General features: G+C 70.2%; 21 protein-coding genes. 17 read left to right on the top strand and 4 right to left on the bottom strand.

Annotated elements, in window-relative coordinates:
* Together DLJ47_RS06080 and DLJ47_RS06075 are read right to left on the bottom strand one after the other, a co-directional pair.
* The coding region (locus DLJ47_RS06080; RefSeq protein ID WP_146228036.1) for a TY-Chap domain-containing protein at positions 1-400 on the bottom strand (400 nt) is incomplete at its 3' end.
* The gene (locus DLJ47_RS06075) at positions 397-816 is read right to left on the bottom strand and encodes a YbaB/EbfC family nucleoid-associated protein (protein WP_109899093.1); all 420 of its coding nucleotides are present in this window, start codon (positions 814-816) and stop codon (positions 397-399) included. The genes DLJ47_RS06075 and DLJ47_RS06080, both read right to left, overlap by 4 nt.
* A gap of 96 nt (positions 817-912) precedes the next feature.
* Between DLJ47_RS06075 and DLJ47_RS06070 the strand changes: the two genes are divergently transcribed.
* The 3 genes from DLJ47_RS06070 (at position 913) to DLJ47_RS06060 (ending at position 3,281) form a co-directional block, all read left to right on the top strand.
* A complete protein-coding gene (locus DLJ47_RS06070; protein ID WP_109899092.1) occupies positions 913-1,245 on the top strand; it encodes a hypothetical protein in 333 nt (110 codons plus the stop codon).
* Positions 1,242-2,291, top strand: coding sequence for a WXG100 family type VII secretion target (locus DLJ47_RS06065; RefSeq protein WP_109899091.1), 1,050 nt, complete (start codon positions 1,242-1,244; stop codon positions 2,289-2,291). Before DLJ47_RS06070 ends, DLJ47_RS06065 begins: the two co-directional genes overlap by 4 nt.
* 81 nt (positions 2,292-2,372) lie before the next feature.
* Positions 2,373-3,281, top strand: a complete 909-nt coding sequence (locus tag DLJ47_RS06060; RefSeq protein ID WP_109899090.1) for a hypothetical protein — start codon at positions 2,373-2,375, stop codon at positions 3,279-3,281.
* A gap of 19 nt (positions 3,282-3,300) precedes the next feature.
* Here DLJ47_RS06060 and DLJ47_RS06055 read toward each other — a convergent pair whose 3' ends face one another.
* Positions 3,301-4,272, bottom strand: a complete 972-nt coding sequence (locus DLJ47_RS06055; protein WP_088993721.1) for an aldo/keto reductase — start codon at positions 4,270-4,272, stop codon at positions 3,301-3,303.
* 246 nt (positions 4,273-4,518) lie between these two features.
* On the opposite strand from DLJ47_RS06055, the gene DLJ47_RS06050 reads away from it, so the two are divergent.
* From DLJ47_RS06050 to DLJ47_RS06005, 10 genes are all read left to right on the top strand, one after another.
* On the top strand, positions 4,519-5,571 hold the full coding sequence (locus tag DLJ47_RS06050) for an LLM class F420-dependent oxidoreductase (RefSeq protein WP_088993722.1): 1,053 nt from the start codon (positions 4,519-4,521) through the stop codon (positions 5,569-5,571).
* Entirely contained in the window at positions 5,568-6,404 is an 837-nt protein-coding gene (locus DLJ47_RS06045; protein WP_109899089.1) for an undecaprenyl-diphosphate phosphatase, read from the top strand. Before DLJ47_RS06050 ends, DLJ47_RS06045 begins: the two co-directional genes overlap by 4 nt.
* Before the next feature lie 845 nt (positions 6,405-7,249).
* A complete protein-coding gene (locus DLJ47_RS06040; protein WP_109899088.1) occupies positions 7,250-8,029 on the top strand; it encodes a GntR family transcriptional regulator in 780 nt (259 codons plus the stop codon).
* A 156-nt stretch (positions 8,030-8,185) separates the two neighbouring features.
* Complete coding sequence (locus DLJ47_RS06035; RefSeq protein ID WP_146228035.1) at positions 8,186-9,253, top strand: ABC transporter substrate-binding protein; 1,068 nt, start codon at positions 8,186-8,188, stop codon at positions 9,251-9,253.
* A 104-nt stretch (positions 9,254-9,357) separates the two neighbouring features.
* Entirely contained in the window at positions 9,358-10,932 is a 1,575-nt protein-coding gene (locus DLJ47_RS06030) for an ABC transporter permease (RefSeq protein ID WP_158289783.1), read from the top strand.
* Positions 10,933-10,980: 48 nt separating this feature from the next.
* Positions 10,981-12,111: an ABC transporter ATP-binding protein gene (locus tag DLJ47_RS06025; RefSeq protein ID WP_109899085.1), complete on the top strand. Its 1,131-nt coding sequence runs from the start codon at positions 10,981-10,983 to the stop codon at positions 12,109-12,111.
* Positions 12,108-12,923 (top strand): phosphatase, encoded by an 816-nt coding sequence (locus DLJ47_RS06020; protein ID WP_109899084.1) that lies wholly within the window; start codon positions 12,108-12,110, stop codon positions 12,921-12,923. The genes DLJ47_RS06025 and DLJ47_RS06020 overlap by 4 nt, the downstream gene beginning before the upstream one ends.
* Positions 12,924-12,949: 26 nt before the next feature.
* On the top strand, positions 12,950-16,357 hold the full coding sequence (locus DLJ47_RS06015; protein ID WP_109899083.1) for a phosphodiester glycosidase family protein: 3,408 nt from the start codon (positions 12,950-12,952) through the stop codon (positions 16,355-16,357).
* Positions 16,358-16,436: 79 nt separating this feature from the next.
* Positions 16,437-17,609, top strand: a complete 1,173-nt coding sequence (locus DLJ47_RS06010) for an SGNH/GDSL hydrolase family protein (RefSeq protein ID WP_146228034.1) — start codon at positions 16,437-16,439, stop codon at positions 17,607-17,609.
* 265 nt (positions 17,610-17,874) lie between these two features.
* Entirely contained in the window at positions 17,875-18,219 is a 345-nt protein-coding gene (locus tag DLJ47_RS06005) for a hypothetical protein (RefSeq protein WP_109899081.1), read from the top strand.
* 208 nt (positions 18,220-18,427) lie between these two features.
* Here the strand turns inward: DLJ47_RS06005 and DLJ47_RS06000 are convergent, their stop codons facing one another.
* Positions 18,428-18,769: a transposase gene (locus tag DLJ47_RS06000; RefSeq protein ID WP_109899080.1), complete on the bottom strand. Its 342-nt coding sequence runs from the start codon at positions 18,767-18,769 to the stop codon at positions 18,428-18,430.
* Between the two features lie 78 nt (positions 18,770-18,847).
* Between DLJ47_RS06000 and DLJ47_RS05995 the strand changes: the two genes are divergently transcribed.
* The 4 genes from DLJ47_RS05995 to mshC all read left to right on the top strand — a co-directional run bounded on the left by DLJ47_RS05995 (position 18,848) and on the right by mshC (position 22,364).
* On the top strand, positions 18,848-19,552 hold the full coding sequence (locus DLJ47_RS05995; RefSeq protein ID WP_109899079.1) for an MSMEG_4193 family putative phosphomutase: 705 nt from the start codon (positions 18,848-18,850) through the stop codon (positions 19,550-19,552).
* 112 nt (positions 19,553-19,664) lie between these two features.
* Positions 19,665-20,243, top strand: a complete 579-nt coding sequence (locus tag DLJ47_RS05990) for a DUF3090 domain-containing protein (protein ID WP_109899078.1) — start codon at positions 19,665-19,667, stop codon at positions 20,241-20,243.
* On the top strand, positions 20,240-21,058 hold the full coding sequence (locus DLJ47_RS05985; protein ID WP_109899077.1) for an SCO1664 family protein: 819 nt from the start codon (positions 20,240-20,242) through the stop codon (positions 21,056-21,058). The genes DLJ47_RS05990 and DLJ47_RS05985 overlap by 4 nt, the downstream gene beginning before the upstream one ends.
* Before the next feature lie 67 nt (positions 21,059-21,125).
* Positions 21,126-22,364, top strand: coding sequence for a cysteine--1-D-myo-inosityl 2-amino-2-deoxy-alpha-D-glucopyranoside ligase (gene mshC / locus DLJ47_RS05980; RefSeq protein WP_109899076.1), 1,239 nt, complete (start codon positions 21,126-21,128; stop codon positions 22,362-22,364).
* The last annotated feature ends 2 nt before the right edge of the window (positions 22,365-22,366 follow it).

Raw genomic sequence — 22,366 nt, 5'->3', positions numbered from 1 at the left:
GCCCGTACCCCACGACCGGGCGGGCCATGGTGGCCGGCCGCCGGGCGGCGGGAACGGGAACCGGGGTCGGCGGCAGGGCCCGGCAGGAGAGCGCGCCCGGATCGGCGGTGAGCACCTCGGCAGCGGTCCGCGCCACGAACAGGCCGAGCCAGTCGAGCCGCTCCGGGGTACGCGGCGTCTCGTACCACCACCCGCCGTTGCCGTCGGGCGGACGCTGCCAGCCGAGCGCGGCCAGGCGTGCCTCGTCGTAGCCCGGGCAGTGCAGCCGGACCGTCTCCTGGCGCACCAGCAGGTGCAGCCGGCGCGGGCCGGCGGCCAGCTCCAGGTCGGTGTCCCGGTCACAGCGGGCGAGCGTGTCCCGCAGCCGGTCGACGATCTCCGGCCAGCTCGGCGAGGTCATGCCGGCGAGCCGGGCAGCCGCCCGTCCAGTCGTCCCAGCCGGCCGACGGCCTCCTCCAGCCGGCCCAGCGCGGAGAAGTCGCCCGGCGTGCCGAACAGGTCGGTCAGCCCGGCGCCGAGCTTCGCGTCCAGGCCCTCGGTGCGCTCCTCGAACCGCTCCGCCGCGGCGGCCTTGGCCCGCCCGTACGCCTCCAGCACCATCTCCGCGAGCCCGTCGGTGCCGGCGCGCAACGCGGTCGGCGCGAAGCTCAGGTCGGTGAGCGCGCCGGTGGCGTCGACGGTGGCGGTGACCAGGCCGCTATCGTCGGTGGCCGTGCCGGAGAGCTCGGACAGGTCGTCCCGCAGGCCGGCGAAGCGGCGTTCGATGTCGGCGATCCGCCCGGCGAGCGCGTCGAACGCGGACAGCGGGTCAGCCATGAGATTCCTCCCCCGTGGACGGTGGCACCGGGGTGGTGCCCGGCGGCGGGCTGATCGTATCGTCGGTGGGCCGAACGCTACGGGGGAGGAACGGCGATGCCACCAGACATCGAAGTCGACGTGCACGCGGTACGTCGACTGGAGACCGCCGCGAAGCAGGTCGCCAGCTCGCTGGCCGCCCTGGAGAGCCGGATCGCCTCGGCCGGCGACATACCGTCGGACGCCTTCGGTCACCTGCCGTTCGCCAGCGACATGCTCCGCGACAAGTACGCCGAGCAGGTCGAGGGCGGGATGGAGCTGTTCCGGTCGGCGCACGACGCGTTCGAGCGGGTGGCCACCGCGCTGGCCGGCACGGCCGAGGCGTACGAGCGCAACGAGCAGGACATCGACGCCGGGTTCAAGGCCATCCAGGCCGGGATGCCGCGATGAGCGGGCCGGCCGGCAGCGCCGTCCAGTTGTGGAACGGCATCGACAACGCGCTCTCCGGCGTGCACGAGGCGGTGGACAGCGTCTGCCGCACCCTGGCCTGGCCGCTGATCCAGCTCGTCGACCTGGTCGACGGCGAGCCGGCGGCGCTGCGCGCCAAGGCCACCGAGTGGGACGCGCTGGCCGCGCAGGTGCGCGAGCTGGCCCAGGGCCACCGCGGCGCCCGCGAGGCCGCCCAGGCCGGGTGGCGGTCGCCGTCCGGTGAGGCGTACGGCCGCCGGATGGCCGAGGTGGAGCAGCAACTGCTCGACCTCGGCGAGCAGTTCGCCGCCACCGCCGAATACCTGCGCGGCGTCGCCGACGGCCTGCAGACCGTGCACGACGTGCTGGTCGACCTCTGCGTCGAGTTCGTGAACTGGATGCTGGTCACGCTGGTCACCGCGCTGCTGATGGCGCCGTTCACCGCCGGGGCGTCCTGGGCGGCCGGAATGGCGATCACGGTCACCCGCGGCATGATCGTGCTGACCCGGATGCTCAAGGTGATCCGGCCGCTGGCCGCGCACCTGCAGAAGGTGATCAAGCTGCTCCAGCGGGTGCTCTACTACCTGCGCAAGCTGCGCAGCCACCTGGACAAGCTGGTCGACAAGCAGAAGTGGCTGCGTACCGGCCAGAAGTACGCCGACAAGCGGAGCGCCGCCGGGAAGGCGGACAAGTGGTACCACAAGGTGATGGATCCGGCCAAGGGCCACTACAAGCTGGGCAAGTCCGGGTCGCCGTTCGACATGAGCTCCTTTGAGCGGATGAAGGTGCTGCGCAACGAGGGCATCACCAACGGCGCCCAGACGATCGCCCGCGACTGGGCCACCAACCTGCCGTGGAACGTGCCGAACACGATCGTGCACGGCGTCACCTGGGGCACCGTCGCGGTCACCACCGGCCTCTCGGTGCCCGGCGCCGACCTGGTCCAGGACAAGGTCGACCAGGCGGTGCAGGACGGCGCCGACTGGGTCGACCAGAATGTCTTCGGTCAGCAGCCGGCGGGCCGGTGACGGTCGATCGAGGAGGTACGCCGTGAGCGCGTGGAGTGCGCCGGACCTGCGGGCCATGCGGTCAGGAACCGGGGTGGCGGCGTGAGCGGTGGTGGGCGGGGCCGGCTCGGGCGGCTCACCGAGGCGGTGCTCGGCGGCGCCCGGGCGGCCCGGGACAAGGCCCGCGAGCTGCGCGACGAGTTCCGTACCAGCGACGAACCGGAGCGCGCCCTGGTCGCGCCGCTGGTGTCCGGGCAGGAGCTGCGCTACGTCGGGCTGGCCCCGGTGCGGGCGCCCGAGGGGCACCGCGCCGGCAGCCAGCTCGTCGACCGGGTCGGCGACGAGATGGCCGAGGCGCTCGACCCCCGGGCGCTGTTCGGGCTGCTCAACATCGTCAACCCGGTGGTCTGGGTGGACGCGGTGATGACCCCGGTGCGGCTGGCCGCGGGCGTGCTCCTGCTCCCCGGCAAGGCCGCCGTGCTCGCGGCGGGCGTGCCCGGCGAGGAGGAGCCGCCGGCCGGGCCGCCGCAGCAGGCGCCGGCCCGGGAACCGCTGCCGCTGACCGAGGAGCAGGAGGCGTTCCGGGCGCTGTTCCGGCTCAGCCGGTACCGGCCGCTGGCCGACCAGCTCGCCGAGATCGCCTACCGGCGGCGGTACGTCTTCAGCGGCGACCTCGCCACCCTCGCCGGCAGCCTGCTGCTGTTCCTGGAGCGTTACACCGGCACCCCGCTCGCGGTGACCGACACCCACCTGCACCTGCTGCGGATGGGCCGCCGCCCGGACGAGGGCCGGCCGGACAAGCGCCAGCCCCGGCTGCTGTGGAGCGTGCAGCGCAGCCGGATCGCCCGGATCGACTGCGACCACGGCGGTGCACGGCTGATGCACTTCCCGTCGACCATCGTGTTCGACGACGGGTCGTGGATCCGGATCGTCAACCCGGCGACCCGGGACGACCAGAACCGGTTCCTCGCCGCGGTCCGGGAGATCCCCGGCCAGCGCCCGTCCGGCTGACCGCACGGGGCGGGGCCGGTCAGCCGTCCCGCTCCGGGTAGCCGACCGGCACCGAGGACACGTCGTCCAGCGCGGTGGTGATCTCCTCCGGCAACGTCATCCGTTCCACCTGCAGCGCGCCCAGCAGCTGCCCCACCGTCCGGGCGCCGAGGATCGGGGCCACCACCCCGGGGCGGTCGCGGATCCAGGCCAGCGCCACCTCCAGCGGCGACACCCCGAGCCCGCCCGCCGCGGTGGCCACCGCCTCCACGATGCTGGAGCAGCGCGGCTCCAGGTAGGTGGCGACGAACCGCTCGAAGTGCGGCGACGCCGCCCGGGAATCCGCCGGCCGGCCGTGCCGGTACTTGCCGGTCAGCACCCCGCGGCCCAGCGGCGACCAGGGCAGCACGCCCAGCCCGAGCGCCTCGCAGGCCGGCAGCACCTCCCGCTCCACGCCCCGCTCCAGCAGCGAGTACTCCACCTGCGCCGCCACCACCGGGGCCCGCCCCGGCCAGGCGGCCTGCCAGGTGGCGGCGCGGGCGGTCTGCCAGCCGGAGAAGTTCGACACCCCGACGTAGCGGACCCGGCCGCTGGCCACCGCGTGGTCCAACGCCGACAGGGTCTCCTCCAGCGGGGTGTCCGGGTCGTAGCCGTGCACCTGGAACAGGTCGACGTGGTCGGTGCCGAGCCGGCGCAGCGAGGCGTCGAGCGTACGCAGCAGGTGCCCGCGCGAGCCGTCGCGCCGGCGGCCGCTGCCCGGCCGCAACCCCGCCTTGGTGGCGATCAACAGCTCGTCGCGGGGGACCAGGGTGCCCAGCAGCGAACCGATCACCGACTCGGCGTCGCCGTCGCCGTAGACGTCGGCGGTGTCGACCAGGTTGCCGCCCGCGTCGAGGTAACTCTTCAGCTGGGCGGCCGCATCGTCGGCGTCGGTGTCCCGGCCCCAGGTCATGGTGCCGAGAGCGAGCCGCGAAACCGCCAGCCCGCTTCGGCCGAGCGGTCGCTGTTGCATGGGTGAACCTTATTTCGAACCGGGCCCGGACGGATATCCTCGCTTGGCCGTCAAGTCTGCCGCCCCGGGCCGGTGTCCGCTCGGCCCGGTGCCGGCTGGCCCCCCGGCCGGCCGGACCCCGCCATCCGCCCGACCCGCCGACCGGCCGGACGCCGAGGTCGCGGCAATTCCGGTGAGCCGGTGATCGGCCCCGCGTCCGGCATTGCGTAACCTGGTGCGACCTGTGGTGCGGATGGGGGAGGACCAGTGCGACTCGGGCTCAGCCTCGGATACCAGACGGCGTGGAGCACGCCGGCCGACCACCTGGCCCTGGCCCAGGAGGCGGACCGGCTCGGCTACTCGGTGGTGTGGGCGGCGGAGGCCTACGGCTCCGACTCGCCGAGCATGCTCGCCTGGATGGCCGGCCAGACCGAGCGGATCGACGTGGGTGCCGCGGTGATGCAGATCCCCGCCCGTACCCCGGCGATGACCGCGATGACCGCGGCGACCATCGACGCCCTCTCCGGCGGCCGGTTCCGGCTCGGCCTGGGCGTGTCCGGCCCGCAGGTCTCCGAGGGCTGGCACGGCGTACGGTTCGCCAAGCCGCTGGCCCGCACCCGCGAGTACGTCGACATCGTGAAGCTGGCCGTGGCGCGCAAGGAGGTCGCCTACGACGGCGAGTTCTACACGCTGCCGCTGCCCGACGGCCCCGGCAAGGCCCTCCGGCTCGGCTTCCACCCGCCGCGCGAGCACATTCCGATCTACCTGGCCGCGGTCGGCCCGAAGAACCTGGAACTGGCCGGGGAGATCGCGGACGGCTGGCTGGCCGTCTTCTACTCGCCCGAGTTCGCCGAGGAGCAGCTGGCGTCCGTCCGCGCCGGGCGGGCGAAGGTCGGCAAGGAACTGGCCGGCTTCGACGTGGTCCCGTCCGTACCGGTGGTCGTCGGCGACGACATCGCCACCTGCGCCGAGCTGGTCCGCTGGTATGCCGCGCTCTACGTGGGCGGGATGGGCAGCCGGCAGCAGAACTTCTACAACCAGCTGGCCACCCGGATGGGGTACGGCGACGCCGCCCGCGAGGTGCAGGACCTCTACCTCGCCAAGCGGCAGCGCGACGCGGCCGCCGCGGTGCCGATGGAGTTCATCGACCGCACCTCGCTGCTCGGACCGAAGGAGCGCATCGCCGAGCGGATGCGGGAGTACGCAGCCGCCGGCGTCACCACCCTGTCGGTGAGCCTGTTCGCCGCCGACCGGGACAGCGGGGTACAGACCCTGCGTACCGTCGCAGAGGCGTTCGACCTCGCCGGAGTCGGCGAGTGACCTGGGTCGAAGCCATCGTCCTGGGCATCGTCCAGGGATTGACGGAGTTCCTTCCGGTCAGCTCGTCCGGGCACCTGCGGATCACCTCCGCGATCTTCTTCGACCGGGACGCCGGGGCGTCGTTCACCGCGGTGACCCAGCTGGGCACCGAGGCGGCGGTGCTGATCTACTTCGCCAAGGACATCTGGCGGATCACCCGGACGTGGCTGGTCGGGATCACTGACAAGTCGGTCCGCTCCAGCCTCGACTACCGGATGGGCTGGTACGTGATCGTCGGCTCGATCCCGATCGGGCTGTTCGGCTTCCTGTTCAAGGACCAGATCCGTACCGCCGGCCGCAACCTCTGGCTGGTCGCCACCACGCTGATCGTCTTCGCGTTCGTCCTCGCGTTCGCCGAGTACTGGGGCCGGCAGACCCGCACCCTGCAGAACTTCCGGATGAGCGACGGCGTGGTGATGGGCTTCGCCCAGGCGATGGCGCTGATCCCCGGGGTGTCCCGCTCCGGCGGCACGCTCACCGCCGGGCTGCTGCTCAACCTGACCCGCGAGACGGCCGCCCGGTACTCGTTCCTGCTGGCCATCCCAGCAGTGGTGATGTCCGGGATCTTCAGCATCGGTGACGTCTTCGAACCGGCCGCACCCGGCACGTCGGCGCCGTCGGTCGCCCAGATGATCGTCGCCACGGTCATCGCGTTCGCCATCGGGTACGCGGCCATCGCCTGGCTGCTGCGCTACGTCGCCCACCACACCCTGTACCTCTTCGTGCTCTACCGGGTCGCGCTGGGCACCCTGGTCCTCGCCCTGCTGATGACCGGCACCATCAGCGCCACCTGAGGCGTATCGGCGACGGCCCCCGACACCACCGGTGCCGGGGGCCGTCGCACGTGGCCTGCGCCGAAGCGGGCGGGTGGACCACGAAGATCCACATGATCGGTGAGCGGCAGGGCCGGAACCTGACCAGCCACGTGACGCCGGGCCAGGGCTGCGGCCCGCCAGCTGGTACGGCTGCTCGACGACGTGGCCGTGACCCGCCCTCGCGGGATCGGCGGTCCACGCAACCGGCTGGGCTCCCTGGTGGCGGACAAGGCGTACAGCTCGCGCGGTAACCGCCGGGCGTTACGGGCCCGGCGCATCCCGCACGGCATCCCCGAGAAGGACGACCAGAAGGCCAACCTGGCCCGGAAAGGATCACGCGGTGGCCGCCCGCCCACGGTGCCGTGGCCACCAGCTACGACAATCTCGCCTGCCGCTACCGCGCCACTGTGCAGATCGCCGACATCCTCATCTGGCTACGCGCCACCCCGTAGCGGAGCTGGACGAGGCCGGGCCGCGTCGTGTCGCCAAGGCGCGGGCGAGGGTCCGGGCCCGGGTCTGGGATCTGCTCGCCGGTCGACCGACCGGCATCCGTGGCTTGCCGTGGCGGGCAACCTTCTTTCTGGGTGGGTGGTGATCGAAAGGGACGCCACCTTGATCACGCCGACAGCGGGCTCAGGCACGCATGCGCCAGCGTTCATTCGAACCAGCCGCGCCCGTCGAGTCTGGGACCGGGCGTACGCGACGTTCCGTGGTGGTCCTGTATGGGGACGGCTCCCCGCGCCGAAGGGACCAGATGTTAAGACCAATTCCCCCCCGCCGACGTAGAGTTGTGTCGTTAGGCCAGCCTCCAGCCGGGAAGTGGAGTGGACGAGGTGAACGACCGGGTGCGTAAGCACGACATGGTCCGTGAGCGGATCATGATCATGTTGGAGAGCCTCAACGTCGGCGATCCCATTCCTCCGGAACGGGTCCTGGTCGAGGAGTGCGACGTGTCCCGGCTGACCGTGCGCCGGGCGGTTGACGATCTGGTCCAGAAAGGCCTGCTCACTCGGCGGCACGGCAGCGGGACCTACGTAACCCGGCCCACCATCACCCAGTCGCCGACCGCCTCGTCGTTTTCCGTCGACCTGATCCGGCGTGGCCTGACGCCGGTCAGCCGGGTCATCGGCGTCGATCAGACCGATGCCGGCGCCCGGCTCAGCTGGCGGCTGGAGATAGCACCCTCCGACCGGATAGTCATCGTGCGCAGGTTGCGACTGGCCGACGGTGAGCCGATGGCGATCGCCACCACCTACCTGCCTGCCGCTCTTGTGCCGGACCTTCCGGTCAACGAACTCGAGCGATGGTCGCTGTATCGGGTGCTCGAGGAGCGGTACGGGCTGAAGGTCTCGGCCGGCACCCAGACTGTCCAACCGACGGTGACCAGTCCGGAGGAGACCGCGGTGTTGAAGGTGCCGCCGTACTCGCCCGCGTTCCTGTTTCGGACCACCACTCGCACCGGGGACGGGACGGTCGTGGAGTTCACCCAGACTGTCTTCCGTGGCGACCGTTATTTGATCACGGCCGAACTCGACCTCGCCGCCACGCCCGAGGAGGACATGGGCGATCCACGGGGGCTCAGGCGCACCAGACCACTTGAGTGACCACTCGCCGCGCGCTGCTTCCCGCGCCGACTAGCGCGAGACCGGAAGTGGTCCAACAAGAGGTATTGACATCTACCTTTCGGCGAGTAGCGTCTGCATGCATGGCGGCCGGGACGTTGCTCGGCACGCAACCCGCCGATCAGGCCAGATCGCGGGGTGAGCGACACCCGGGGAAGGCGGTCCATCATGCGTAACAGACTGTCCCGCAGCACTCTGGCCGTCCTCGCGGCAGCTCTGCTTGTCGCTTCAGGCTTGTCGGCCTGCGGAGCGGACGGCGACAGCGGGGAGCCGGGCAAAGCGGTGACCTGGTACACCCCTATGCCGGAGGACGCGGCCCGGCGGTTGGCCGAGGCGTACGAGAAAGAGTCGGGCGTCGACGTCAAGGTGTTGCGGCAAAGTGCCGGCGAACTGCTCAGCAGGATCAAGGCCGAGTCAGGCGATCCGGCCGCCGACGTTCTCGGCTTGGCGAGCGGGGATGCCGGTCCGCTGGCCAAGGAACGACTGATCAAGTCTTTCAAGTCCACAGCCGCCGCCGGACTGGACGGCCGGTTCGTCGACCCGGACGGCTACTGGCACGCCAACGAGATGATCCTCATCATGCTGGGCGTCAACGCCGAGCGATGGGAGAAGGAGGCAGGCGGGCGGGCGCTTCCGCAGACGTGGGATGACCTGCTGATCCCGGAGCTCAAGGGCAAGCTCGTCATGCCCAACCCGACCCTGTCCGGGACCGGTTACACGTTCGTCGCGACGCAGATCTTCCGTTTCGGTGGCGACGAGGCCGCCGCGTGGCGCTACCTGGACGGGTTCAACGCGCTGGTGGGGCAGTACACCGACAGTGGCGGAGCGCCGTCGCAGCTGGTGGCGACCGGTGAGTACGTCGCGGGTGTGTCGTTCGCGCACGACCTGCTCAACGTCAGCGACGCAGGCTTCCCCGTCGAGCTGGTGTACCCGAAGCCGACTGGCCTGGTCATCTCCGGCAACGCCCTGGTCGAGGGCGCGCCCAACCCAGAAGGCGGGCAGCGGTTCATCGAATGGCTGCAGGGCAAGGAGGCGTCCCAGATGATCGTCGACCTGGTCCACTCGTATCCGGTCCGCACCGACGTGACGCTGCCCGAGGGCGCCAAGAGCCTCGGCGACCTCGAACTCGTCGACTACGACCCAGTCCGCGCCGGTGAGATGCGCAAGAAGGTGTCGACCGAGTACGCCGACCGGTACAAGCTATGAGCGCGACGGGCATCGCCGCCTCTGCCGACTCTGCCCGCAAAACGCCACAGTGGACGCACCGCAGCTTCCGGCGAAAGGTGTCCGACCGCGTCACCGTCGGTGTAATGGCACTCTATGTTGCCATCCTGCTCGGCGTCCTCGTGCTGCTGCCGACGCTGTACGTCCTCCTCATGCCCGACGCGGCCGACTGGCGACAGCTGTTCGAGCAGAGCCGGTTCCTCAGGGCGGCCGGCAACACGGCACTGATCGGCGTGGTGTCCACGGTGACCGCGACGTTCCTCGGGTTTCTCTTCGCCTATGCGCTCAGTCGGCGCGACGTTCCAGGCCGGGGCCTGTTCCGGGTGATGGCCATCTTGCCGTTGATCTCGCCACCGTTCGTCGTCGGCCTGTCGGTGCTGCTGCTGTTCGGCCGGCGCGGGCTCATCACGCATGAACTGCTCGGCCAGGATGTCAGTCTGCTGGGGGTGACCGGGCTCTGGATGGTGCAGTCGCTGGCATTCTTCCCGCTGGCGACGCTCACCCTGCTCCCGACGCTGAAAAACATCGGGTCCACCCTTGAGTGGGCGAGTCGGGATCTCGGCTGGTCCTGGGCGCAGACCTTTTACCGCGTCACGCTGCCGCTGTCGGTTCCCTCGATTCTCAACGCCTTGCTCATCGTCGCGATGTTCGTCATCACCGACTTCGGCAACCCGCTGCTGATCGGCGGTGGGTACCGCGTGCTGTCGGTCGAGGCGTACGTGCAGGCGGTGGGCCGACAGGACTTCGGGATGGCAGCCGCGCTGTGTGTCGTGCTCTTCGTCCCGACTCTGATCCTGTTCGGCATCCAACGGCGCATGTTGCGTCGGCGCTTGACCGTCACGGTCTCCGGAAAGACGGGCACCTTGCCGGCGATGCCGCTGCCCATCGGTGTCCGGGCCGCCCTGGTGGCGATACTCGGGGCGGTCAGCCTGCTCATGCTTCTCGTGTACGGCAGCATCCTGATCGGCTCGTTCACCAGGGCGTGGGGAGCCGACTGGAGCCTTACGTTCGCCCACTGGGACGCGGCCGTGGTCCGTGCCGACGACATCCGTAACTCCGCACTCTTTGCCGCGCTGGCAGCCTGCATCACGACGGTGAGCACGCTGGTTGCTGCGTATGTGGTTAACCGGACCAGGGTGGTGGGCCGTAGCGCGATGGATGCGCTGGCGGTACTCCCAGCGGCGATCCCGGGCACGATGATCGGCATCTCCTGGTTGGTCACCTTCAACAAGCCGCCCTTGGCGTTGACCGGCACGGCGGCCATCCTCGTTCTGGTCATGGTCGTCCGGGCGATTCCGGTCGGCTACCGGACGGCCATCACCACGATCGGCCAGATCAGCCCGTCCATCGACGAGGCCGCCACAGATCTCGGCGCCTCCCGGCTGCGGGTGCTCGGACGGATCATGTTTCCGCTGCTGGGCGGAGCCTTCACCGCCTCGATCGTGTTCGGCTTCCTGCACGCCATCAACACCCTGAGCGCGGTGGTCTTCCTCATCTCACCCGGGATCGAGCTCGGCGCCCCGACCATCGTCAACCTGGCGGAGTTCGGTCGGTGGGGCGCCGCCACAGGGGTGGCGGCCGGGCTGATGCTGGTGAGCCTTGTCGGCCTCGCCGTGGCAAAGATGATCTTCGGATCGCGGCTGCGCATGTACGACCTGTAGCGCGCCGCTGATCCGCACGGCCGACCGAATGCCCCAAGGAGACGCTCGATGATCAAGCTCGACGCACTCAACAAGTCCTTCGCTGACGTGCACGCGGTCCGTGACCTCAACCTGGAGATCGAGCCGGGCGAGTTCCTGTGCCTGCTCGGCTCGAGCGGCTGCGGCAAGAGCACGACGCTGCGGATGATCGCCGGCTTCGTCCGCCCGGACAGCGGGCGCGTTCTTATCGATGGCGCCGACGTCACCGGGTACGGTGCGGACGCCCGGCCGACCGCGATGGTCTTCCAGGACTACGCAATCTTCCCTCATCTCACCGTCGCCGAGAACGTCGAGTTCGGTCTGAAGGCCCACCGGCTGCCAAAGCCGCAGCGCGCGCCGCGGGTATCGGAGGTCCTCGACATGGTTGGCCTTGACGGGCTGGCTGACCGGCGGCCGGGAGAGCTGTCGGGCGGCCAGCAACAGCGGGTAGCCGTCGCGCGGGCAATGGCCGTCCGGCCGTCGGTCCTGCTTATGGACGAACCGCTCTCCAATCTCGACGCGAAGACCCGCGTTCACCTGCGGACGCAGCTGCGAACCATCCAGCGAGAGACCGGCACCACGGTGGTCTACGTAACCCACGACCAGGAGGAGGCGCTCGCATTGGGGGACCGGATCGCGGTGATGAAGGACGGCTCGCTTGAGCAACTCGGCACCGGCCGCGAGCTCTATCGCCTGCCGCGCACCAGGTATGTGGCCGACTTCGTTGGTGTCACGAACTGGCTGACCGCCAAGCTGGTGACCGAGACCGAGGACGGGTGGCAGGTGGCGACCGCGGACACGGCCTTCTTGGTGACACCTGGGGTGGCACCGGGCCCGATTACCGGGCCGGGTGCCGTGGACGTCTCCCTGCGTCCGGAGAGCATCACGATATCGCCGCCGGGCGCGTCCGTCCCAGGGCGCCAGGCGCTGCCCGGCGTGGTCCGCGACGAACAGTTCCTCGGCGCGGTCGTGCGGACGATCGTCGAGGTCGGCGAGCACCAACTGATCGTGCATTCCGCGTCGGGTGGTTGGCGGTCCGGCCAGCCGGTCAAGCTGATCTTCGGGCCTGACGATGCTCGGGCGTTCCCCAGCGGGGACCAGGACCGGCACCAACCGCCGGCGGAACAGGGCCGGACCGCCGCGGGGGCCAGCACGCGATGACCGGGCGCAACGGCATGACCGAGCGAGCGCTGCGTGACCTGCTTGTCGAGCGACGGCTGGCTGGACCAGTCCGCACGACCCGTCGACAATCGTTAGCGTACCTGCGCCGGACGCTCAGCGGCGATCCGGCGTACACGTTCGGCATGAGTGACTGGCGCACGGCGACGTTCGACAATGCGGTCGCCGCAGTCAGAGCCACGACCGGCGACGACCTGGTCGAAGGAAACCCGGACGAGGGTTACATCTCACCGGACCACGCGGTCAACGGCATCCGCGCTCACGCCTCGGTCCTGGGAAAGCTGCTGCGCCATGGCGGCGCCGCCGTACTGCTCGCCACCGGGCACCCTACAGGGCTGCTCGAGCACTACGGCGAACTGGCCCAAGCGCTGCGGAAGACCGGAAACCAGGTGTTGCGGCCGCTCGACGATCACCCCCTCGACGTCGCCACGCCGAGCCACGCCGCGGGCGAATCGGGCATCCGGTTCATCGCCGGAGTGGCCTGCGCGTTCGTCAACGAAGCCATCATCCACACGCATCTGTCCGACTACATGGAGCTGCTGCTCGCCCGGACGAGGAGCACCGGTCAACGGGTCGACGTGGTCGTCGCCGACCACGGCATGGCCGGTGCTGCCATCGAGGCGGGCATTCCCACGTTGTCGATCGCGGACGTGAACGACATCGCGTTGCCACTGGCACACGCACGTGGTCGCCACGACCATCTCCTGTGCATCGAGGACAATCTCGCCCCCGCCCAGTTCGCACCCGTGACGGAATTCATGCTGGCGACAGCCACCAGACAGCGGAACTTCTGACACTCACGATCAAGGAGGTCGTGCCCGTGCCGTACACCATCTCCCGCAGACTCGGCACCCTGCTCGCCTCGGCAGGGCTGGTCGGGGTGCTGGCAACCCAGCCGTACAACGCCGACAACCAGCCAGCGGTGGTCACGGTCGGAGCCCAGCTCCCAGCTGCGGTCGACACGACCACCTCGGGTCGGATGGAAACGTTCCGGAGCGAGCGCCCGGTTGCTCCCGGCGTCACTCTGACCACCTTGGACCAGTACGGTCCGGATGGCTTCACCGGAGAGCCAAACTGGCTGCAGTCAAACGTGCTGTCCGTCGACATGACGGCCGGGACCCGGGTCGACCGGATCTTTCCGGGGCGGGTCGCGTCCAGGGAGCCGCTACCCCAGATGGCTGAGCGCGCCGGCGCCGTCGCGGCAGTCAACACCGATTACTTCGACATCTCGGGATCTGGTGCTCCGTGGGGTGTCGGGATCCAATCCGGCGAGCTACTCCACTCGCCGTTGCCGAACACTCGTGCGGCCACCAGCCAGAATGCGGTCATGTTCACCGAGGACGGCATCGGCCGTATCGGCGAGATCGTCTTCGAGGGCACCGTGTTCCTGCCGGGTGGCCAGACCGTCCCCCTCGACGCCATGAACAAGGCGGAGTTGCTGCGTGACCAGATCCAGGTGTTCACTCCGGTGTGGGGTACGTTTTGCCGGTGCCGCGCTACCGAGACCGCCGCGAGGGACACCGAGGTGGTCGTCGTCAACGGCTCGGTGACCGAGGTTTCCGACCAGCCCCGTGCGGGCGCGATTCCCGACAACGGCTTCGTTCTGGTCGGCCGCGAAGGAGGCGCCGATCGGCTCGCCGCGCTGGAACCCGGCGACCAGGTCAGGATCGACTACAGCTTCCGGGCACCGGACGACATGCGGATCAAAGCGGCGATGAGCGGCCGGCAGCTGCTCGTGGTCGACGGCAAGCCGGAGACACAGACGGCGAGTAACAATACTCCTGAACCGAGGACCGCCGTTGGGTTCTCCGCAGACGGCCGAAGAATGTGGTTGATCACAGTAGATGGCCGGCAGCCAGCATTCTCGCGGGGCATCGGGCTGAGCGAACTCGCGCGGAAGATGGTTGACCTCGGCGCGCACACGGCGCTGAACCTCGACGGCGGTGGCTCGACCACGATCGTCGCACGGGAGCCCGGAGCAGACGAGCTGGCCCTGGTCAACCGGCCCTCGGACGGCCAGCTGCGGCCGGTGCCCACCGGACTGGCCTTCTACGCGCCGGCAGGCAGCGGTCGGCTCGCCGGTTACTGGGTCACCACGAAAATCGATCCTGAGCGTAGGCCCGGATTTGCCTACCAAGCTCCGCTGCGCCCCGAGCGGGTCTTCCCAGGACTGAACCGGCGTCTGGAAGCCGACGGGTACGATGAAACGTTCGGTCCAACAGGGACGCCGGGAGGCGCACCGGTGGCGTGGACCAGCGCGGACCAGCGGGTGGGGACTGTCAGCGACGACGGGGTGTTCTCGGCGCGGGGGCCAGGCAGGACGACGGTGGCTGCCCGCTTCGGCAACGCGACCGGCGCGATGGAACTGACGGTCCTGGGCGAGCTGCGCCGACTGTCGTCCCTGCCAGCACCGATAGCCGTCACCCAGCAGCGTGGACCTGCGGGGTTTGACGTGGTCGGGTTCGACGAGCGTGGTTACTCGGCCCCGATCGATCCCGACGACGTCGAGCTGACCTATGACGACTCCGCAATCAAGGTGACCGTCAACGAGCGAGGGCAGTTCGAGGTCACCGCCCTGAGGGACCGAGGCTCCACTGTAATCACTGCCGCGGTGCGCGGACTCACGGCCACTATTCCAGTCGGTATCGGGCTGGCCGATGTTGTGGTCGAGGACTTCGAGGACGCGGATGACTGGGAGCTCTTCACGCTGCGCGCCACCGCGTCGATGTCGACTACCGAGGGCGGTCACAGTGGTGCGGGGATGCAGTTGGACTTCGACTTCACCCAGAGCAATCTCACCCGCGGGATCGGGGTGTGGTCGCCCGGTCGGCGCCTCAAGATCGCGGGGGAACCATGGGCGTTCAAGCTGTGGGTGAACTCCGGAGGCTGGGGCCAACGCGCCCGGATCGAGGTCGACGACGCCCTCGGCACGGTGTTCACGCTCGAGCCCGGCACCGTCAACGAACCCGGCTGGCAGCAAATCACCTACGAGGTGCCACAGGGGGTCAAGTACCCCCTCCATCTCAGGCGCGTCTATTTCAATGAGGTCGACGGCAATGCCACCTATACCGGCCGGCTGGTGATTGACGAGCTGACGGCGGTCGTGCCGACACCGGTCGAGGCGGTACCAGCCTCGTCCAGCCCGGATCCGCTGGTCGCACATGGCACCGCCGCTGGCGCGGCGGACTGGCGGTTCGCCGTCCTATCCGATCTGGGCGTACGCGGAGACGACCCAAACGGCCCGGCCGCGCAGCGGGCGCGCCGCGCGTTGCGTGAGATCCGCGACCGGCAGGCGGCCCTCGTGGTCGTGAACGGCGGCTTCGTCGCCGATGGATCAGCCGCCAATCTCGCCTTCGCCCACCAGCTTCTGAAACAGGAGCTGCCGCCGGACGTCGTGTACTACTACGTGCCGGGAGAAGCAGAGCTGTTCAACGGCTCGCTGGCCACGTTCGAGGCCGAGTTCGGCGCCACACCGCGGGTCGTTGACCACGGCGGCATACGGTTCCTGCTGCTGGACACCACCCGCCAGTCCTACCGCGGCGGCGACTGGACGCAGCTACCGCTGGTCCGCGACCAGTTGGCAGCGGCGAGCGCCGACAAGCGCGTGACGTCGGTGGTCGTGGCCCAGAACCTACCCCTGCGCGACCCCGGGCCAGGTCACCTGTCGGAACTGACCGATCGCAAGGAGGCCGCCACGATCGAGCAGATGCTTACCGCGTTCAGGGAACAGTCGGGCAAGGCCGCTAGCTTGATCGCCGCTTCTGCCGGCCGGTTCCATGTTGAACGTGCGGACGGCATTCCCTACGTCACCAACGGTCCCGGCAAAGCGGCCGTGTCCGGCGCCGGCGGATCCGGCGAATTTGCCGGATGGTCGCTGTGGAGCGTGCGGCCAGACGCCGGTCCCGACGGTCTGCGGGCGGAGTTTGTTCCCCAGGCGGACAGCTTGACCGTCGACGCCCCGCACACGGTCCCGGTGGGCTCGGTCACGCGGCTTGACGCGTTGATCATGCAGGGCGGGAGAGCGATCCCGGTTCGATATCCGATGGCCGCCGTCTGGACCGGCGTGGAGGGAGTTCGGCTCGGTCCCGCCAGCGGAGCCCCGCCCGGATACCTGGCCTCCTTCGATCCGAGTACCGGTGACCTGAGGGCGCTGCGTCCCGGCACCCTCACCCTTGCACTCAAGGTCAACACCCAGACCGTCAGCGTCCGAATAACGGTCGTCGAATAGCCACCGCAGGGCGGGATCGCGGCCCCGCGGTCCCTCCGGTAGCAGGCGTCCGCCTGCGCCGAGTAACGAAGGAGGAACTGTGAGACAGCCAACGGTTAGCCGTCGTCGACTGTTCGGGCTCGCCGGTGCCGGCGGGGCAGCTCTTGCGATGCCCGCCGCCGTCGCCGCACCGGCCAAGGCCCAGGCGCAACCACCCGCGCAGTGGCCCACCGAGTTTGTCGAGGTGCCACCAACGATTGAGGGCAACGTCGCCTGGTACGACGTGGCACAGTGGGGCGTAGAGGGAAAAGGCTGGTCCGACACCGCCAAGTACTACGACCGGCTCCCGGCCCGGGCAGAGGCCATCGTGCGCGAGCCGGTTTGGGCGCGTAGCAGGTTCGCGGCCGGTCTCTCGACTCGGTTCGTCTCCGACTCCACAGTCTTTCGTGCTCGCTACCGGCTCAGCTCGTCGAGCATCGCGATGTACCACATGCCGGCCATCGGGGTCAGCGGTGTCGACCTGTACGCGCGCACCGACGCGGGGCATGATGCATGGCTGGCAAACACCCACCCGGCGGCGCAGACCGTCGACCAGCAACTCGGCTCTCGCGTCGACCCTGGGGAGCGGCTCTACACTGCCTACCTTCCCCTCTATAACGGTGTGGAGTTCCTCCAGATCGGGGTTGATGTACAGGCGTCGTTCCTCGGCGTCGCCCCGCGCACGGCAAAGCCGGCGATTTTCTACGGCAGCTCGATCATGCAAGGTGGCGTCGCGTCACGGCCAGGTATGTCCATCACCGCCATCCTGGGACGCCGCTTCGACATCACCACGATCAACCTCGGGTTCTCTGGCCAGGGGCTTATGGACCCGGAGATCGCCGAGCTGATGACCGAACTAGAGGCGTCGATCTATGTGGTCGACAGCAGCCCGAACATGAACCCGCAGCAGATCGCCGAGCGCGCCGAGCCCTTCGTGCACATCCTGCGCGCGGCGCGCCCGGACACGCCGATCCTGCTCGTCGAGGACCGCCGGTACGGAGACGGTCAGTTCGTCCAGTTCCGGCGGGATCGCAACGCCGGAAATGCCGCGGCGCTCCGCGCGGCCTACCTGAACCTGCAATCCTCTGGAGTCAAACACCTGTGGTATCTCAAGGCCGACGACCTCGTCACGGCCGAGGGAATGGTCGATGGATCGCACCCGAGCGACCTTGGCATGGTCAGCTACTCCGACGCGTATGAGCAGATCCTGCGGCCGATCCTGAACGCGGGGTGAGTCCTGCAACAGGCCGCCGCCGTGCCCGAGTGAGGCCGGCCGCTGGCATACCAGAACAGCGCCCCGGGCCCCTCGCGAGGGGGGCCTGGGGCGTGCTGTTGCCGGACGATGACGTCTGCGCGGTTGCAGGCGTTAATGACGGCGTCGTCGTGTTGGCCGGGCTCCGCGAAGACTTTCGGTTCGGCACCGGGTTGGCCGCCCAGCGGGACATGCCGGATATGGGGCAGGGCAGTGGCCGCGCACCGACGTCCTGATCGGACTGGTCATGTACTCGCTGGGCCGGCCGATCACCGAGGTCGTCGCCGAGTTCGAAAGGCCGGCACCGCGCGCCTGTGGTTGTTCGCCGCCGTCCCGTTCGACATTGACGAGTGGTCACCGGCGCGACGAGATCAACTGGGTCGCTCCGCCCGCGGCGCTGATTGGCCCCGCCGAGGAGTTCGCCACCGGGTTCACCTGCGTGGTCACGTCCGCCGACCTCGATCGGCACCTCGGCAAACGCAGCGTACAGCTCGCTGACCGTCCAATCCGGGCGGTCTTCGGCCCCGGGCTCGACGTCGGTGGGCATGCGGCGGTGGCGAATCTTCGGGCCGACCTGCGATGCTGGGCATGAGGGGGTTCCGAGGCCGTTTGTCCACGACTCCGAAGGGCGTTTTTTCAGCTCATCGGCTATTCATCGAGCAGCCGTACCAGCTGGCGGGTCGCAGCCCTGGCCCGGCGTCACGTGGCTGGTCAGGTTCCGGCCCCGCCGCTCACCGATCATGTGGATCTTCGTGGTCCACCCGCCGCGCGACTTGCCGAGTCCTTCCCGTCGCGCCGAGTCACCGCTGCTCAGCCCCCTTCACGAGCGCCGGCGGCGTGCTGGTGGGCATGCACGATCGTGTAATCGGCATTGCCGTGCCATCCAGGTCCCCGGCCGCGTCCGCATCGGCCTGCAGCATCGCCTCGATCCGCGCCCAGGTCCCGTCCTGCCAGCGGGTGAACCGCTTGTACAGCGTCTCTCCCGGCCCGTACCGTGCCGGAACGTCCCGCCACGGCGCCCCGGTCCGCACCCGGAACACGATCCCGTTGATCACCTGCCGATGATCACGCCATCGCCCACCACGCCGCGGTGTCATCGCCGGCAGCAACGGCGCAATCCGCGCGTACTCGACTTCGTTCATCAAACCGCCCACTAACGACTAAAGTGAATAGCCGAACCACACCCCAAAGATCCAGGAGACACGCCCTAGGGTGGTGGCGTGGCGACCCTCCTGCTTCTGCGACACGGCCGGACGACGGCGAACGCCGACGGCGGGCTGGCCGGCCGCCAGCCGGTCGAGCTCGACGACACCGGCCGGGCCCAGGCCACGGCGGTCGGCGAGCGGCTGCGCACGTTGCCCCTGGCCACGGTGGTGACCAGCCCCCTGATCCGCTGCCGGCAGACCCTGGAGCTGGCGCTGCCGGACGCGTCTCCGGTCGTCGAGGAGGGCCTGATCGAGTGCGGCTACGGCACGTGGGAGGGGCAGCCGCTGAAGAAGCTGGCTAAGGAGCCGCTCTGGCCGGTGGTGCAGCAGCATCCCAGCGCGGCGGTCTTCCCGGAGGGGGAGGCGATGGCGGCGATGGCGGCCCGGGCGGTCGCGGCGGTGCGCTCCTGGGACGCCCGGGTCACCGCCGAGCACGGCCCGGAGGCGGTCTGGCTGGCGTGCAGCCACGGCGACGTGATCAAGGCGATCGTGGCGGACGCGCTGGGCGTACATCTCGACCTGTTTCAGCGGATCGTGGCGGACCCGGCCTCGGTGACCGCGATCCGCTACACGCCGGTGCGCCCGTTCCTGTTGCGGCTCAACGACACCGGCGGCGACCTGGCCGGTCTGGTGCCGCCGCCGCGCAAGCGGCGCCGGCGGGCGGCCCGGGCGACCGACTCGGACGCCGCGGTCGGTGGGGGAGCGGGGGCATCGCGGTGAGCCCGGCCGGATCAGGGCCGACCCGGCGGTACGGCGGGGGCGCCGGCGCGAGGGTGATTCGGGGTGTCGGTGGGGTGCGCGTTGCCGTTGCGGGCCGGATAGGGTCGTGGGTATGACCCACCAGGTGCACGCCTTCGAGCCGCCGGAGCGGTTCGTCGCCGGGACCGTCGGGCCGCCGGGGGAACGCACGTTCTTCCTCCAGGCGCGCGGCGGTGGCCGGCTGGTCAGCGTCGCGCTGGAGAAGGTCCAGGTGTCGTTGCTGGCCGAGAAGCTGGAGGAACTGCTCTCCGAGGCGCAGCGCCGGTTCGGGGTCGAGCTGCCCGAGCCGGCCACCAGCGTCGGCGACAACGACCCGCTGGACACGCCGGTCGACGAGGAGTTCCGGGTCGGCACCCTCGGGCTGGCCTTCGACGTGGACACCGCCACGGTGGTGATCGAGGCGATCGCCGCCGGTGAGGCGGAGGCCGAGGTCGAGTTGGGCGAGCCCGACGACGACGAGGACTCCGACGACGACGAGCCCGACGACGACCTCGACCGGCTCCGGGTGCGGCTGACCCCGGAGGCGACGCGGCAGTTCATCGAACGGGCCCGGCGGGTGGTCAACGCCGGCCGGCCGCCCTGCCCGCTCTGCGGTCAGCCGCTGGATCCCGCGGGCCACCTGTGCCCGCGGCACAACGGTTACCACCGGTGACGTCGTCCGGTCTGCAACCCCGCCAGGACGGCGACGCCGCACTCCGGCTGCTCCGCGACGGCGCGCTCGACCTCGAGGGTCGGCTGGTGGACGCCTCGAACACCACCCTGCGGGGGATTCTCACCCTGGACGGGGTGACCGCCCGCTGCGTCTACAAGCCGGTCCGGGGCGAGCGGCCGCTCTGGGACTTCCCGGACGGCACGCTGGCCGACCGGGAGGTGGCCGCGTACCTGGTCTCCCGGGCCACCGGCTGGGACCTGGTGCCGCCGACGGTGCTGCGGGACGGCCCGTTGGGGCCGGGTTCGTGCCAGCTCTGGATCGACGAGCCGGCCGACGCGGAGCCGCTGGTCGGCTTCGTGCCGGCCGCCGCGCTGCCGCCGCGCTGGTTCCCGATCGCCGCCGCCCGCGACGACGACGGCACCCCGTACGCGCTGGCGCACGCCGACGACCCGCGGCTGGCCCGGCTCGTGGTGCTCGACGCGGTGATCAACAATGCCGACCGCAAGGGCGGCCACGTGCTGGTCGGCCCGGACGACCGGATCTACGGCGTGGATCACGGGGTGAGCTTCCACGTCGAGGAGAAGCTGCGCACGGTGCTCTGGGGCTGGGCCGGCCGGCAGCTGCCGGCGGACGCGGTGGAGATGCTCGACGCGCTCGCCGGGCAGGTCACCGGGGCGCTCGGCGCCGAACTGGCCGACCACCTGACGATCACCGAAATCGCCGAACTGGCCGCCCGGATCGACCGGCTGCGCGACACCGGCCGGTTCCCGCAGCCGCCCCCGGACTGGCCGGCGGTGCCCTGGCCACCCATGTGAGCCGCTGTCGTGATGATCACCCCGGTGCTCGTCCTGCCCCGTCGTACCGCTGGTTAGGCTGGCAATCATGGAGTCTTGGGCGGGACATGAGGTGCCGCGGCTGCCCGGCAGGGGCGGGCCGCTGGCGTTGTTCGACTCGGCACGGCAGGGGGTCTACCCGAGCGAGCCGGACGGCACGGCGACCATGTACGTCTGCGGCATCACCCCGTACGACGCCACCCACCTCGGTCACGCCGCCACCATGATCACGTTCGACCTGGTCCAGCGTGTCTGGCGGGACGCCGGCCTGACCGTGAAGTACGTGCAGAACGTCACCGACATCGACGACCCGCTGCTGGAGCGGGCGGCCCGCGACGGGGAGGACTGGAAGGTCCTCGCGATGCGGGAGACCGCGCTGTTCCGGGAGGACATGGAGGCGCTGCGGATGATCCCGCCGGCGCACTACGTGGGCGCGATCGAGTCGATCCCGGACATCGCCGAAAAGGTCCTGATGCTGCTCAAGGACGGCGCCGCGTACCGGCTGGAGGACGGCACCGGCGACGTCTACTTCGACATCAGCGCGGCGCCCCGGTTCGGCTACGAGTCGAACCTGTCCCGCGAGCAGATGCTGGAGATCTTCCCGGAGCGTGGCGGCGACCCGGAGCGGGCCGGCAAGCGTGACCCGCTCGACCCGCTGCTCTGGCGGGGCGCCCGGGAGGGGGAGCCGTCCTGGCCGGGCGGCGAGCTGGGCCCGGGCCGCCCGGGCTGGCACATCGAGTGCGCGGTGATCGCCCTGGGTCTGCTCGGCGACCGGATCGACGTCCAGGGCGGCGGCAACGACCTGCTCTTCCCGCACCACGAGTGTTCCGCCGCGCACGCCGAGCGGCTCACCGGCGAGGCGCCGTTCGCGACGCACTACACGCACGCCGGGATGATCGGTCTGGACGGCGAGAAGATGTCGAAGTCCCGGGGCAACCTGGTCTTCGTCTCCCGGCTGCGGGCCGACCAGGTGGATCCGATGGCGGTGCGGCTGGCGCTGCTGTCCGGGCACTACCGCGCCGACCGGTCCTGGACCGACGACCTGCTCACCACGGCGCAGCAGCGACTGGCCCGCTGGCGGCGGGCCGCCGCCGCGCCGTCCGGGCCGTCCGGCGCCGAGTTCCTGGCCGGCGTACGCGCCCGGCTCGCCGACGACCTGGACACTCCCGGCGCACTGGCGCTCGCCGACGCCTGGGCCGAGCAGGCCCTCGCCGGCACCGCCGACGACCCGGCCGCCCCCGCTCTCTTCGCCGACACCCTGGACGCCCTCCTCGGCATCCGCCTCTGACC

Origin of the sequence: Micromonospora sp. S4605 (assembly GCF_003176715.1) — a bacterium.
Taxonomy (GTDB): domain Bacteria; phylum Actinomycetota; class Actinomycetes; order Mycobacteriales; family Micromonosporaceae; genus Micromonospora; species Micromonospora echinaurantiaca.
Note: the sequence above shows the minus strand (reverse complement) of the source record. Positions and strands in the feature narration are given on the sequence as shown.

What these genes read in the sequence shown, in the direction of transcription:
- DLJ47_RS06025 (WP_109899085.1), top strand. Translation starts at nt 10,981, where the DNA reads ATGATCAAGCTCGACGCACTCAACAAGTCCTTCGCTGACGTGCACGCG.
- DLJ47_RS06070 (WP_109899092.1), top strand. Translation starts at nt 913, where the DNA reads ATGCCACCAGACATCGAAGTCGACGTGCACGCGGTACGTCGACTGGAG.
- DLJ47_RS06020 (WP_109899084.1), top strand. Translation starts at nt 12,108, where the DNA reads ATGACCGGGCGCAACGGCATGACCGAGCGAGCGCTGCGTGACCTGCTT.
- DLJ47_RS06065 (WP_109899091.1), top strand. Translation starts at nt 1,242, where the DNA reads ATGAGCGGGCCGGCCGGCAGCGCCGTCCAGTTGTGGAACGGCATCGAC.
- DLJ47_RS06030 (WP_158289783.1), top strand. Translation starts at nt 9,358, where the DNA reads ATGGCACTCTATGTTGCCATCCTGCTCGGCGTCCTCGTGCTGCTGCCG.
- DLJ47_RS06005 (WP_109899081.1), top strand. Translation starts at nt 17,875, where the DNA reads ATGTACTCGCTGGGCCGGCCGATCACCGAGGTCGTCGCCGAGTTCGAA.
- mshC (WP_109899076.1), top strand. Translation starts at nt 21,126, where the DNA reads ATGGAGTCTTGGGCGGGACATGAGGTGCCGCGGCTGCCCGGCAGGGGC.
- DLJ47_RS06000 (WP_109899080.1), bottom strand. Translation starts at nt 18,769, where the DNA reads ATGAACGAAGTCGAGTACGCGCGGATTGCGCCGTTGCTGCCGGCGATG.
- DLJ47_RS05990 (WP_109899078.1), top strand. Translation starts at nt 19,665, where the DNA reads ATGACCCACCAGGTGCACGCCTTCGAGCCGCCGGAGCGGTTCGTCGCC.
- DLJ47_RS06075 (WP_109899093.1), bottom strand. Translation starts at nt 816, where the DNA reads ATGGCTGACCCGCTGTCCGCGTTCGACGCGCTCGCCGGGCGGATCGCC.
- DLJ47_RS06055 (WP_088993721.1), bottom strand. Translation starts at nt 4,272, where the DNA reads ATGCAACAGCGACCGCTCGGCCGAAGCGGGCTGGCGGTTTCGCGGCTC.